At 44.2% G+C, this 14,554-nt stretch carries 9 protein-coding genes and 1 other RNA gene; 9 read left to right on the plus strand and 1 reads right to left on the minus strand.

Annotated features, from left to right (window positions below; genetic code table 11):
- Positions 1–8: 8 nt before the first annotated feature.
- The 3 genes from ald to nifJ all read left to right on the plus strand — a co-directional run bounded on the left by ald (position 9) and on the right by nifJ (position 6,634).
- Positions 9–1,124 (plus strand): alanine dehydrogenase, encoded by a 1,116-nt coding sequence (gene ald / locus BI182_RS01235; protein WP_286804976.1) that lies wholly within the window; start codon positions 9–11, stop codon positions 1,122–1,124.
- Positions 1,125–1,326: 202 nt separating this feature from the next.
- On the plus strand, positions 1,327–2,748 hold the full coding sequence (locus BI182_RS01240; protein WP_286804977.1) for an alanine/glycine:cation symporter family protein: 1,422 nt from the start codon (positions 1,327–1,329) through the stop codon (positions 2,746–2,748).
- Between the two features lie 361 nt (positions 2,749–3,109).
- Positions 3,110–6,634, plus strand: coding sequence for a pyruvate:ferredoxin (flavodoxin) oxidoreductase (gene nifJ / locus BI182_RS01245; RefSeq protein WP_286804979.1), 3,525 nt, complete (start codon positions 3,110–3,112; stop codon positions 6,632–6,634).
- A gap of 123 nt (positions 6,635–6,757) precedes the next feature.
- Here nifJ and BI182_RS01250 read toward each other — a convergent pair whose 3' ends face one another.
- Complete coding sequence (locus BI182_RS01250) at positions 6,758–7,015, minus strand: hypothetical protein (protein ID WP_070370174.1); 258 nt, start codon at positions 7,013–7,015, stop codon at positions 6,758–6,760.
- Positions 7,016–7,236: 221 nt separating this feature from the next.
- Here BI182_RS01250 and dnaG point away from each other — a divergent pair, with 221 nt between their 5' ends.
- From dnaG to BI182_RS01280, 6 genes are all read left to right on the plus strand, one after another.
- The gene (gene dnaG / locus BI182_RS01255) at positions 7,237–9,015 is read left to right on the plus strand and encodes a DNA primase (protein ID WP_286804980.1); all 1,779 of its coding nucleotides are present in this window, start codon (positions 7,237–7,239) and stop codon (positions 9,013–9,015) included.
- Between the two features lie 88 nt (positions 9,016–9,103).
- Positions 9,104–10,168: an RNA polymerase sigma factor RpoD gene (gene rpoD / locus BI182_RS01260; RefSeq protein WP_148637578.1), complete on the plus strand. Its 1,065-nt coding sequence runs from the start codon at positions 9,104–9,106 to the stop codon at positions 10,166–10,168.
- Position 10,169: 1 nt separating this feature from the next.
- On the plus strand, positions 10,170–10,871 hold the full coding sequence (locus tag BI182_RS01265; protein ID WP_250935146.1) for a tRNA (adenine(22)-N(1))-methyltransferase: 702 nt from the start codon (positions 10,170–10,172) through the stop codon (positions 10,869–10,871).
- A complete protein-coding gene (locus BI182_RS01270; RefSeq protein ID WP_286804982.1) occupies positions 10,856–11,974 on the plus strand; it encodes a Nif3-like dinuclear metal center hexameric protein in 1,119 nt (372 codons plus the stop codon). The genes BI182_RS01265 and BI182_RS01270 overlap by 16 nt, the downstream gene beginning before the upstream one ends.
- A gap of 277 nt (positions 11,975–12,251) precedes the next feature.
- An RNA gene (gene rnpB / locus BI182_RS01275) (RNase P RNA component class A) lies at positions 12,252–12,591 on the plus strand.
- 101 nt (positions 12,592–12,692) lie between these two features.
- Positions 12,693–14,540, plus strand: a complete 1,848-nt coding sequence (locus BI182_RS01280; protein ID WP_070370178.1) for a phosphoenolpyruvate hydrolase family protein — start codon at positions 12,693–12,695, stop codon at positions 14,538–14,540.
- The last annotated feature ends 14 nt before the right edge of the window (positions 14,541–14,554 follow it).

Here is a 14,554-nt window from a genome sequence, read left to right on the forward strand (position 1 = left end):
TTTTTATCATGATTGTAGGTATTCCAAAAGAAATTAAGAACAATGAGTCTCGTGTATCCGTCACACCGGCAGGTGTTCATGCCCTGGTTAAAAGTGGCCATAAGGTGCTTGTTGAAACCAATGCTGGCTTTGAAAGCGGTATCGCCGATAGCGAATATGCAGCTGAAGGGGCCGTCATTCTGCAACAGGCCAAAGAAGTATTTGATCAATCCGATATCATTGTAAAAGTAAAAGAACCGATCGAGTCTGAATATGAACTGATGAAAGAAGGACAGACCCTATTTACCTATCTACATCTTGCTCCAAACCTGCCTTTAACCGATATACTAATGAAGAAAAAAATCACCGGGATTGCCTATGAAACCGTTCAATTACCGGATCGCTCCCTGCCATTACTGATTCCCATGAGTGAAGTGGCCGGTAGAATGTCAGTTCAAGTTGGCGCAACTATGCTGCAGCGCTATCACGGTGGCGTAGGGATGTTGTTAGGTGGTGTTACTGGCGTATTACCCGCCGAAGTCATGATTATTGGAGCCGGTACTGTCGGGATGAATGCAGCCAAAATGGCCGTTGGTCTGGGCGCTCATGTGACCGTTATTGATATCAGCAAACCCAGATTAACCTATGTGGATGATGTTTTTAATGGTCGTGTTTCCACATTAATCAGCAATCCTTACAACATGGCGGAACTGACCAAAAAATCAGATTTGCTCATCAGTGGGGTTCTGGTTGCTGGAGAAAAAGCACCTAAACTGGTTACTGAAGAGATGGTAAAAAACATGAAAAAGGGCTCGGTAATTGTTGATGTCGCCATTGATCAGGGCGGATCAGTCGAAACCATTGACCACAGCACCACCCATGATAATCCTTGTTTTGAAAAACATGGCGTGATCCATTACTCCGTTGCTAACATGCCTGGCGCTGTTCCCCGAACATCGACTTATGCTCTGACCGGTTCGACGCTACCTTATTTACTGGATATTGTCAACAAAGGACCAGAAGCGGCCATGAAAGAAGACCAGGCCTTGTTGTTAGGCTTAAACACCTACAAGGGACACGTTACCTGTAAGGGTGTCGCCGAAGGTTTAAATAAAGAATACGTACCAGCCGAAGATTTACTGTAGAACGGGATAGCCGCTTTAGACTTAAATAACGGCAATATCAATTTTGGCATCAGAAATAAAACGAAAAAACATGACATAAAATTTAGCTCATTGGAACAGACAATAAGGGTGACACTGTTACTGGTAATGGTGAAGCCCTTATTTAAGAAAATTCCAGATACGATGTAATCGATAACAAGCTTATAAATTTTAAGGGGGCAATATGAGTTTTTCGGATATCATTTCAGCTGTAAATAATTTTGTGTGGGGACCCGTTATGCTGGCACTGCTAATGGGAACCGGTATTTTTTTAACGGTGCGTTTAAAGTTTAAGCCATGGCTCAACCTGGGTTATGCACTAAAATCGGTTTTTGCCAAACAAGACAAGACCCATAGTGATGACTCGGGCGATATTTCACCGTTTCAATCGCTGATGACGGCGCTGGCAGCCACTATCGGTACCGGGAATATTGTTGGGGTGGCTACGGCAATGGTACTGGGGGGGCCAGGCGCTCTGGTGTGGATGTGGATTTCAGCCTTGTTTGGATTATCGACTAAATATGCTGAAAGTGTTCTGGCGGTTAAGTACCGGGAAACCAATGCCAAAGGTGAAATGGCTGGCGGTCCGATGTACGCCATGAAAAATGGTTTTAAGAACAAAAAAATTGGTTTAACCCTGGCCTTTTTGTTTTCCTTGTTTGCCACGGTGGCATCCTTTGGAATCGGTAATATGACTCAGGCCAATTCCATTGCCGGAGCCGTCAATGGAACCTTTGGGGTACCAACCTGGATCACCGGCCTGATTTTGATGGCTTTGGCATTTATGGTTATTCTTGGTGGGATTAAGAGCATCGGTCGGGTATCCGGGGTCATTGTCCCATTTATGGCCGTTTTTTATGTACTGGCTGCCATTCTTGTCATTATCATTAATTATCAAAATGTCCCAGCAGGTATTGCTGAAATCTTTACCATGGCCTTTTCACCAACGGCAATGGCTGGCGGCGTGGGTGGAACCATTATTGCAACGATGCTGACAGCCATGCGTTGGGGAGTTGCCCGGGGTGTCTTCTCCAATGAAGCTGGTTTAGGGTCGGCACCAATCGCTGCGGCTGCCGCAAAAACCGATCATCCCTCACGACAAGGTTATATCAATATGACCGGAACCTTTTTTGATACCATCGTGGTTTGTACCATTACCGGTCTGGTAATTGCTTCATCCGGGGCGCTCGGGACATTGGATGCCAGTGGTGAAATTTTAATGGGCGCCAATCTGACCATTGCTGCCTTCCAATCAGCACTGGGGCCAGTTGGCGGCTATATTGTTACCGTTGGAATTACCCTGTTTGCCTTTTCAACCATATTGGGTTGGGAATATTATGGCGAAAAGTCCTTGGAGTATTTAATCAAAGCACCAATTGCGGTAACGATTTATCGGGTTCTCTATTGCCTGGTCGTTTTTGTTGGAGCCACGACGGCCTTGGAAATCGTCTGGAATTTATCGGATGCGATGAACGGCATGATGGCCATTCCCAATTTAATCAGTCTGCTCGTCTTAAGCAGTGTGGTTGCCAAGGAATGTTTTGAGTTTCAGACTGATTTTTTAATACCAGAGAAATTGGCCTTTAAAGAAGCTAAAAAGAAATAGTGAGTCAAGAGCAATTAAAAATTTAAAAAAAGTTATCAATTCACAAAAATTACTGTTGATGAACTGTTAATAAAGATTTTAACAGTTCATCCGCAGCCAATTATTGCGAAGAATTAATTTGTGAGGATAAAAGTTTTCGAATACACAATACTATCCACTTAAAAGAGATACAAACGATAAAAAGGTTAACATTAATCGTTTTCGGGCTAATAAACAAAAAAACGCTGCAAAATTCCGGCAAAAAATTACCTGTATTAAAGTGTATACACTCAAAAACTAATATGATATAATTTCATAGATAAAATTTTGCTATTTAAACCATCAATAAAAACACTTTGTTTTAATTTCAAGGAGGAAAATCATGCCTAAAAAAATGATGACAATGGATGGAAATACAGCAGCTGCTCATGTTGCCTATGCGTTTACTGAGGTTGCAGCTATTTTTCCAATTACCCCTTCATCCCCAATGGCCGAATATGCGGACGTTTGGGCTTCTCAGGGACGAAAAAATATTTTTGGTGAAACTGTCAAAGTTTCAGAAATGCAATCAGAAGGTGGTGCCGCTGGTGCGGTTCACGGTTCGCTGGCAGCTGGTGCCTTAACCACCACCTTTACTGCATCCCAGGGACTTTTACTGATGATCCCGAATATGTATAAAATTGCTGGCGAATTGTTGCCTGGCGTTTTTCATGTTACCGCCCGTACGTTGGCAGCCCAAGCTTTGTCTATTTTTGGTGATCATGGCGATGTTATGGCTTGTCGTCAAACTGGTTTTGCCTTGTTGGCATCCGGTGGTGTCCAGGAAGTAATGGATCTGGCTGCGATTGCTCATCTGGCTGCCATTAAAAGCCGGGTGCCATTTATGCACTTCTTTGATGGTTTCAGAACGTCACATGAGATTCAAAAGATTGAAGTGATCGATTATGATGTCTTTAAAAAGTTGGCCGATTTTGAAGCGATTCAAGAATTCAGAAACCGGGCCTTAAATCCCGAACACCCAGTAACTCGAGGAACCGCTCAGAATCCGGATATTTTCTTCCAGGCGCGAGAGGCTTGTAATCCGTTCTATGATAAGGTTCCAGAAATTGTTGCTGATTACATGGAAAAAATCTCGGCAGAAACCGGTCGGGAATACCACTTATTTGATTATTATGGTGCTGACGATGCCGAAAATATCATCGTTGCCATGGGTTCAGTAACCGATACGATTGAAGAAACGATCGATTATTTATTGAAACAGGGCGAGAAAATCGGCTTGATCAAGGTTCGTTTATTCAGACCGTTTGCGCCGGAATATTTACTAAAAGTATTGCCAAAAACCGTTAAGAAAATTGCCGTACTGGATCGTACCAAAGAACCTGGTTCACTGGGCGAGCCTTTATACCAAGATATCTGCACCGTCTTCTATGGCAAAGAATTCCAACCACTGATTGTTGGTGGTCGCTATGGACTCAGCTCAAAAGATACCACTCCTGCGCAAATTAAAGCCGTTTATGATAATTTAAAACTGGCACAACCCAAAGATAAATTTACCATCGGGATTGTTGATGATGTCACCCACACCAATCTGGAACTGGGTGAAAACCTGCATACTGTTCCAGAAGGAACCAAAGGATGTAAATTTTGGGGTCTGGGATCTGACGGAACCGTTGGGGCCAATAAATCAGCCATTAAAATTATTGGGGATCATACCGATTTATATGCTCAAGGTTACTTCTCCTATGATAGTAAAAAATCCGGTGGGGTTACCGTTTCTCACCTGCGGTTTGGGAAAAAACCAATTAAGTCAACTTACTTAATTGTAAATTCTGACTTTGTTTCCTGCTCGACCCAAGCCTATGTTCACCAATATGACCTGTTAAAAGGTTTGAAAAAAGGCGGAACCTTCCTGCTTAATACAGTCTGGGATGTTGCCGAATTGGATGAAAAATTACCAGCGTCATTAAAAAAATACATCGCTGATAATGACATTAATTTCTATATTATCAATGCGACTAAAATTGCGGAAGAAATTGGGCTGGGCCGTCGTACCAACATGATTATGCAATCAGCGTTCTTTAAACTGGCCGACATTATTCCAATTGAAGATGCGGTTGCCTTCTCTAAAGCGGGGATTCAAAAATCTTACGGTAAAAAAGGTCAAAAAATTGTTGATATGAACAATGCTGCTGTTGATCAGGGGATTGATGCGCTGGTTAAAGTCGATGTTCCGGCTGCCTGGAAAGAGCTTAAAGCTGACGAAGCAACTGAAGAAAATGTACCAGAATTCATCACAAAGATTTTACGTCCGATCAACCGATTGGAAGGTGATGATATTCCGGTATCAACCTTTACTGGCGTGGAAGACGGAACCTTTATGTCTGGTTCTTCAGCCTACGAAAAACGGGGTATCGCTGTTAATGTGCCAAAATGGATTCCTGAAAACTGTATCCAGTGTAATCAGTGTTCATTTGTCTGCCCACATGCTGCCATCCGTCCGGTGTTAGTGGATGCTGGTGAAAAAGCAGCAGCGCCAGAAGGCTTTACCACTGTTAAAGCGACCGGAAAACAATTTGATGGCTTAGAGTACCGAATCCAGGTCAGCACCCTTGATTGTACTGGTTGCGGTAACTGTCAGGATGCTTGTCCGGCTAAAACCAAAGCCCTGGAAATGGAACCAATCGATACACAGGCAGATCAAATCCCAATGTGGAACTATGCGACCACGGTTACGATTAAAGATAACCTGATGAATAAGGCGACTGTTAAAGGCAGCCAGTTCTGTCAGCCATTGCTTGAGTTCTCCGGAGCCTGTGCCGGTTGTGGTGAAACACCATACATTAAAACCATTACCCAATTGTTTGGGGATCGCATGCTGGTTGCCAATGCTACCGGTTGTTCATCAATCTGGGGAGCATCGTCACCTTCTACACCTTACTGCAAAAATGCCGCAGGAAAAGGACCAGCCTGGGCCAACTCTTTATTTGAAGACAATGCCGAGTATGGTTTCGGGATGATGCTGGCAACTGAAAAAATGGCTGATACCATTGAAAACTATCTAAAAGAAATCATTGCTGGCGATGCTCCAGAAGCTGTTAAAACAGCAGCGCAAGCCTGGATTGACAGTAGAAAAGATGCGGAAGCTTCCAAAATTGCCTCGGCTAAACTGGTTGAAGTCTTATCTGCTTATACACCAAGCGAAGCACTGGCAACCTATGCCAAGTTTATTCTGGACAATCAGTCATACCTGATCAAAAAATCCCAATGGATTTTTGGTGGCGATGGCTGGGCTTACGATATCGGATATGGCGGACTGGATCATGTTTTAGCGTCACGCAAAAACATCAACGTATTCGTACTGGATACCGAAATCTACTCCAACACCGGTGGTCAGGCTTCTAAGTCAACACCAACCGCAGCAGTGGCACAATTCGCCTCCGCTGGTGAACGAATCAAGAAAAAAGACCTTGGTATGATGGCGGCAACCTACGGTTATGTTTATGTTGCTCAGGTAGCCATGGGCGCAGACAAAAATCAATTTATGAAAGCCCTTCAGGAAGCTGAAGCCTATGATGGTCCATCACTGATCATTGCGTATGCGCCTTGTATCAACCATGGTATCAAAGGTGGTATGAGCCGGACCCAAACCCATGAAGCATTTGCTGTGGAATCCGGATACTGGCATCTGTACCGATTCAATCCAACCCTGAAAGAAGAGGGTAAAAATCCATTTATCCTTGATTCCAAAGAACCGGATATGGACAAATTCACCGAATTCCTGGATTCAGAAGTTCGATACACCTCATTAAAACTGACCTTCCCGGAAGTTTCAGCAACTCTTTATGATAAAGCAAAAGAAGAAGCAATGGAACGTTACCTGGGTTACAAACAAAAAGCAGAAATGTAATTAGATTTTTGACACGAGAGACCCGCAGGGTTTTTCGTGTCGATCATAAAAAAGCTCCCGTGGGCAATCCCAGGGGAGCTTTTTTATTGGACTTACCACAAATTGTCGATCGGAAAAGGAACACTATTTGCACTTTTGTGGGGAGGGGTGCCGTCTGATAAATCCGTCCAGATCATCTTCCGGGTTATGGACAGTGAGTTCCATTTTGTCCAGATCAAAATCAAAATCGAAGGTTGTGTCTGATTTTAATTCTTCCAGGACATCCATGATTAATTGACCATCTGCGACATCTTTCATACTGAGAACGGCTTTGCCATGATCATCAAAATCGGCAGCTTTTACTTGTTCATGAATGGCTTCGATAATACGTTTTTTTTCCATAAGAACACCTCTTTCTAATATTATTGTGATTAATTTTTTTATTACCCAAATAATCAACTATTATCCATCGATAACAATTTTTTAAAAAATTAATGAAACTTTATTTTTGTTTAAATATAAAAATAAAGGATATTAAAACAAGGAGAATTGCATTTTACTTAGAATAGAGATAATAGACCCTTAAAAAGTCAAGACTTTAATTTTACAAAAGGAAAAAACAAATGACGACTTACTATTCCGAAGAAGTGATCCAATCTGTCATCGACGCCAATGATATTGTGGATGTGACTTCGGGTTACATGACCTTAAAGAGGGTGGGCAATTCATTCAAAGGAAAATGTCCGTTTCATAATGAAAAAACAGCGTCTTTCACGGTATCCCGGGAAAAACAGCTGTATCATTGTTTTGGCTGTGGAGCCGGAGGCAATGTGATTACCTTTATTATGGAAATGGAAAAATTACCGTTCATGGATGCTCTCAAATTTTTGGCTACTCGGGCAAATATGGTTTTGCCGGAAAAACAGAATCAACAGGAAGACCACCAGGCTTATGAAAAAAAGAAGCGGCTCTATGAATTGCATCGGCAGACTGCCAACTACTATTATAAAATTTTAAAAACGACACCATCTGCCCGGGAATATCTAAGTCAGCGCAGCATCTCTCAGGAAACCATCCGCGAATTTGGGTTAGGTTATGCCAGTGAGGACTGGAGCCGATTGACCGATTTTCTGGTGACTAAAGGCTTTACCCTGACGGAAATGCTGGATTCGGGTCTGGTTCTGGCCTCGGAAAGCAAACGACATTATGATCGCTTCCGCGATCGGATTATGTTCCCGATTGTTAACCCCCGGGGACAGATTGTTGGGTTTGGCGGTCGTTTGATGACAACCGGACAAAATGGGCCCAAATACCTAAACTCCCCCGAAACCCCAATTTTTTCCAAAAGTTATGAGCTTTATAATCTCAATCATTGTAAGAACTTTTTGGATGACGGGCAGATCGTGATTGTGGAAGGTTACATGGACGTGATCTCTTTATATGAAAAAGGGATCAAAAATACCGTAGCAGCATTGGGAACGGCCTTTACCCCATTTCATGGAAAAATTCTGGAGCGCTATGCCAATGAAGTGATCATTGCCTTTGATGGCGACAGTGCAGGGAAATCGGCAACAGAAAAAGCCATGAATATCTTGAAAAAGACCAGCTTAAATGTTAAAATATTAAACTTGCCGAGCAATGAGGATCCAGATTCCTTTGTCCAAAAATATGGTCAACAGGGATTTTTGGATGCGGTCGCCAAGGCCTTAACCATCGTTGAATATGAATTGGGATTACTAAAAAAACACAATGATCTTTCTCAAACCGATGGACGGCTCCGCTATGGCAATGAAGCAATTAACGTACTAAAGCAGCTGGAGACATCACTGGAAGTTGATTACTACAGCAAAATGGTGGCTGGTGAAACAGGAATTAATCAGGAAGTGATAAGACGCGAGGTCATGCGCTCAAAAAAACGGCCGGATAATCCAGTTCAACTGGTTGAATCGACCCATAATGTGGTAACGCCACAAAAAATTCCCAGGGCCTACCAAAATGCTCAGGAAGTGGTGATTCGCTACTGTTTAAAAAACCCGGAAATTATCGATGACGTTCCGATTGACTTTCTGACCGACTCGTTCTATCAGGAACTGATCAGCGTTCTTTTAGAAAAGCGGAAAACCGGCAGCCGGATTGAAGTTAATCAGATTATGTCACATTTTGAAGATTCCAAAGAAGTTAAAAAATTAGTTGAGTTCATGATGAACGAGGATGAAGTCTCCCGGTCAGATTATCACGATGCTTTGGAAATAATGAATCGATTTTATAATGAAGCTCAACTCGACCGACTTTCCGAACAAATTAAGCGGGAGTCAACGACTGGTAATGACGATGAGGTGGCACGGCTCACCAATCAACTCATAGAGATTAAGAAAATGATGAAAGAAAACGGGAGGCACTAAAATGAAACTCGAGAAAGTAAAAACCGACGATGTGATCATCGATATTGACGACGACATCATTGAAATCGAAAAAGTCGCCATTGAGCTGATGCCGGAGGTGCAGCAGCTGTTAAAGCGGGGGAAATCAAAAGGAAATTTAAATAACCACGATTTTGAAGAAATTTTGGATAAGGCGGATCTTGACCCCGAAGAAATTGATTCAATCTATTTGTATCTGCAAAAAGAAGGGATCGAAATCGCTTTTACCGATCTCGAACTGGAAGCTCTGGAAGCGGCGGAACTTGAGGAAGAGAACCAGAAAGAACTTGAACTGGCAGATTCAGTCAGTGTCAATGATCCGGTTCGTTTATACTTAAAAGAAATCGGGAAGGTACCCTTACTGACCGGCGATGAAGAAATGGAACTGGCTCGCCGCATGGAAGCAGGCGATGAGATGGCCAAGAAAGAATTGGCTGAAGCCAACCTGCGACTGGTCGTCAGTATCGCCAAGCGTTATGTGGGCCGGGGTATGTCGTTTCTCGATCTGATTCAGGAAGGAAACCTCGGCTTGATCAAGGCGGTTGAGAAATTTGATTATACCAAGGGTTTTAAATTCAGTACCTATGCTACCTGGTGGATTCGCCAGGCGATTACCCGGGCCATCGCCGATCAGGCCAGAACGATCCGAATCCCGGTACACATGGTCGAGACCATCAATAAATTGATCCGGGTTTCCCGGCAATTGCTGCAGGAATACGGGCGGGAACCAACCCCCGCAGAAATCGGCAAGGAAATGGGTTTTTCTGAAGAAAAAGTTCGGGAAATTCAGAAAATTGCTCAGGATCCGGTTTCTTTGGAAACCCCGATTGGGGAAGAAGAAGACAGCCATTTGGGTGATTTTATTCCCGATGAAGAGGCCCCGGCACCAGCTGAAGCGGCATCCTATGCACTGCTGAAAGAACAGCTGATTGAAGTGTTAAATACCCTGACCGAACGTGAAGAAAAGGTGCTGCGATTACGTTTTGGTCTCGATGATGGTCGGGCTCGAACACTTGAAGAAGTCGGCAAAGAGTTTAACGTCACCCGGGAACGGATCCGACAGATTGAAGCCAAGGCGCTGCGTAAACTCAGACACCCCAGCCGCAGCAAGAAATTGAAGGATTACTTAACCTAAAATGAAGATTAAATTAAGTCCAAGGCTTGAGGTGATTGCCGGTTGTGTGACCGGGGCCTGCTCGATGGCGGATATTGGCACCGATCATGGTTACCTGCCAGCGTACCTGGTAGAAAACAAGGGTGTTTGCAGGGCCATCGCCAGCGACATTAACCAGCAACCACTGAAAAAAGCTCAAAAAATTATCGACGCCCAACAATTACAAAAACAGATCGAGACCCGACTTGGTTCGGGTCTTTCTGTGCTTAAACCTGGCGAGGTTGAGGTTGTTGTTATGGCAGGGATGGGGGGGCTCCTGATCCGGGATCTGCTAAAAGCCCAGCCAGCTGTTGCCAGAGCGGCAAAAAAACTGGTTTTGCAGCCAATGAATAATCAGGCAGTGTTACGAAGATATCTGGAAACAGCGGGGTTTTTAATTACCCGGGAAGAGCTGGCTCGGGAAGGCGATCGGGTTTATGAGATCATTGTGGCCGAGCCGGGAGCGATGATTGTTACCACCCCATTGGAATATGAATTGGGTTTTGAGTATTATAGGCATCAGCATCCTTTGCTGGGTGCTCTGATCGACCGAAAAATATTTTTGGAACAACAGATTGTAACCAGTACCCGGGGAAGAACCACGGCGGTGGCGGCCAAGCAATTTCAGGAAAGTAGTAGGTTTATCGAAAAACTGAATGAGGTGAAAAAATGTCTGTCAAACTAAATCAAATCATCCAGACCATTGAAGCCCTGGCCCCGGAAAGACTGGCTGAAAGCTGGGATAACGTCGGCCTTCAGGTCGGATCGCGGCAACAGTGTATTAACCGGATTCTGTTGACCCTGGATGTTACGGCTGATGTAGTTGATGAAGCGGTTGTAAAAAAAGCCGATCTGATTATCGCCCATCACCCATTTATTTTTAATGGCTTAAAAACCGTATCCTGTGACGGCGAAAAAGGCCAAATGATTGCCCAATTGATTAAAAATGACGTCGCTGTTTATGTGGCCCATACCAATTTGGATAAGGCCGCCAAGGGTCTTAACCACTATTTGGCCGAGATTATCGGCCTTGAAAAGATTAAAACTCTGGAACCCTCAAATCCGACGAGGTATTATAAACTGGTCGTCTTTACGCCGGTGGAAGCCAGTCATAAAATCATCGAGGTATTAGGTAAAAACGGCGCCGGGGCCATCGGTGATTACGATTATTGCACCTATCGATCCTCCGGAACCGGTACTTTTCGCCCGAAGGAAGGCGCCAAACCATTTATTGGGGCGGTAGATAAGATGACCAGCGTTTCGGAAGATCGGATTGAAGCCATTGTAGCGGCGCCTGAATTAAATAATCTGATTGCGGCCCTAAAAAGAAATCATCCCTACGAAGCGATGGCCTATGATGTGATCCCGCTGGAAAATGGGGATTTAATCAATGAAAACGGACTCGGAAAAATTGGGATATTAAGTCAGCCTATCGGAGCCGTCGATTTTATTACCGAAATAAAAAAACGGTTGGATCTCCCCACTTTAAGAGGGGCCGGTAAGGTTCCGGAGATTGTTCGTCGGGTGGCTATCTGTTCCGGCGCTGGAGCGGATATGATCGGTCTGGCCAAAGCCAAAAGAGCCGATGTGCTAATCACCGGGGATCTCAAACATCACGACGGGCAACGGGCTCTGGAAAACAACATCTGGGTGCTGGATGCTGGTCATTACGGCACTGAGAAATGGGTAACCGACTGTCTTAAACAAATGCTGACAGCCGGTTTGGAGGACGCCTGCCCGGAAATGATTGTTGCGGAGTCGTCCCGGGATTTTATTGTGAATTATTAACCAATTCGTTAGTGATTAAACCTTAATTCAAATAGAGTCTAGTAGTACCGACAATTGTTATATCATGTTGTGTGCCTCAAGGCGAACAGTTGCAAAATATAGTTTATAATTTAGATAAAGTTATATCGCAACTGTACGAATTGCGCGCATACAACAGATTAACAATTGGTCGGTACGGTAGTGTTGAGCTAATATGAATTGGTTAATAATTTCTATGACAAAGTCTAAATTAAATAATTCTTGAAATTTGCGTGAAGAAAGTGTATACTATATTGATTTAGTAAATCAGATAGTCGCACCCGGAGTAATCCGGTTGAGGAAAGTCCGAGCTCCACAGAGCAGGGTGCCGGGTAACACCCGGTGGAGGCGACTCTAAGGCAAGTGCAACAGAAAGTATACCGCCAGTAATGGTAAGGATGAAAGGGTGAGGTAAGAGCTCACCAGCGGTGTGGTAACACATCGGCTATGTAAACCCCACCTGGAGCAAGACCAAGAACGGACTGTAAAAGACGGCTGCTCGTCGTTGTCCTATGGTAGGTCGCTAGAATTTATTGGTAACAATAAATCGAGATAGATGACTATTTAAACAGAACTCGGCTTATAGATTTAGTAAATCACAAATGTAAGTTAAGACTATTGCAGAACTCTGCAATAGTCTTTTTGCGTTTTTTGACCGGGGATTGTATAATGAGAGTAAAGTTTTCAGTGGGAGAATACCATGAAGAAAAAAGAAGCCATCGAAAAAATGATCCATAATAGTTTAAAAATGAATAAACCGGTGATTGGGGTGGCGGTGGGGTCTGGTCTTTTTGCCAAGCAGGCGGTTAAGGGCGGGGCTGATTTGTTGCTGGCCCTGAGTGCTGGTCGCTTTCGTTCGGCGGGCATTCCGTCGATTGGATGTATGATGCCATTTTCCAACAGCAATGAGTTGGTGTTCGATTTTTCCAGCCGGGAGATACTGCCAAAACTCAAAGATCGGGCCGTGATCTGTGGGATCAATGCCACTGACCCCAATTACACTCATCAGGAATTGATTCAAAAAGTCCGGGATCTGGGTTTTAGCGGCGTCAATAATTTTCCTACCGTGGGATTGATTGACGGGCAATTCCGGGAATGGTTGGAGGAGAAGGGCCTGGGTTATGACCAGGAAATCGAATTTATGACAAAGGCTGTGGCCGCCGACCTCTTTACGATTGCCTTTGTCTTTAATGAAGAGCAGGCCCGGGCCATGACCCGGGCAGGGGTGGATGTTGTCTGTGCCCATTTTGGTTGGACCCGGGGTGGTGAGAAATCCGGCAAGGTTTTTTCCACCATCAATGAATGCCTGGAAATGACAGAAGCAATTTTTGCGGCCGTCGATGAGATTAATCCCCGCACCTATAAGATGATTTATGGCGGGCCCATCAATTCACCGGAGGATGCCTATTATTTTTATAAAAACTCCCAGACTATCGGTTATATCGGAGGCTCCAGCTTTGAGCGGATTCCCACTGAACTGGCGATTTCGGAAACGACCGACAAGTTTAAAAATTATTATAAATTAAAACAGGAAAATAAGCATTTAAAGAAAGAACTGCTGAAAAAGCGGGGATTTGATGAGATTGTCGGGCAAAGTGTAATCATGCAGGATATGTATGAACTGATCAATAAGGTGGCCGACAAGGATGTTAATGTGCTAATTCAGGGAGAAAGCGGAACCGGTAAAGAGTTGGTGGCCAAGGCGCTGCATTTTAACAGTAAACGTTGTCTGGGTCCGCTGATCAAGGTGAATTGCGCCGCTTTGCCACCAAATTTATTGGAAAGTGAGTTGTTTGGCCATGAAAAGGGGGCCTTTACCGGGGCCGATAAACGGCGGTTGGGGAAATTTGAACTGGCCAATAATGGCACCCTGTTTCTGGATGAGATTGGGGAAATGGATGTCGATCTCCAGGCGAAGGTGCTGCGGATTATTCAGCAACAGGAGTTTGAACGGGTTGGCGGCGAAAAAACTATTTTTGTCGATGTGCGAATTGTCTGTGCCACCAATGTCGATATTAAACAGGCGGTGGCGGACAATCATTTCCGGGAGGATCTTTACTATCGGCTGAATGTGGTAGAAATCAATACCCCACCGTTACGGCGGCATACCGAGGACATTCCATTACTTTGCAATCGCTTTTTGGACGAATTCAAAATAAAGTATCAGCTGGAAGAGAAGCGACTGGCCCCGGATGCCATGGCCTATCTGATGGAATGTCCATGGCCGGGCAATGTTCGCGAACTCAAACATGTACTGGAGCGGGCGGTGATCCTCAGTGAAGGCAAATACATAAGGCGGGATGACATGGTGGTGGAAGAATTGCACAAACCAAAATCCGGAAGCAAACCCCAGTCGCTTGAAGTTCATGGGCCGGAGATGCTGTTAACCAGCAAGGAACATCTGGAAAGTAATTATATTCGGGAAATTCTTAAAGCCTGCCAATGGAACCGCACCGAAGCAGCCCAACGAATCGGTATTTCCCGACGAACCCTTTACAATAAAATCATGAAATACCATTTATCCACAGAATCGGAAGGCGCCGATTAAATGACTGGGCAATA

The sequence above is a fragment of the Acetobacterium sp. MES1 genome (genome assembly GCF_002237635.1).
Taxonomy (GTDB): domain Bacteria; phylum Bacillota; class Clostridia; order Eubacteriales; family Eubacteriaceae; genus Acetobacterium; species Acetobacterium wieringae.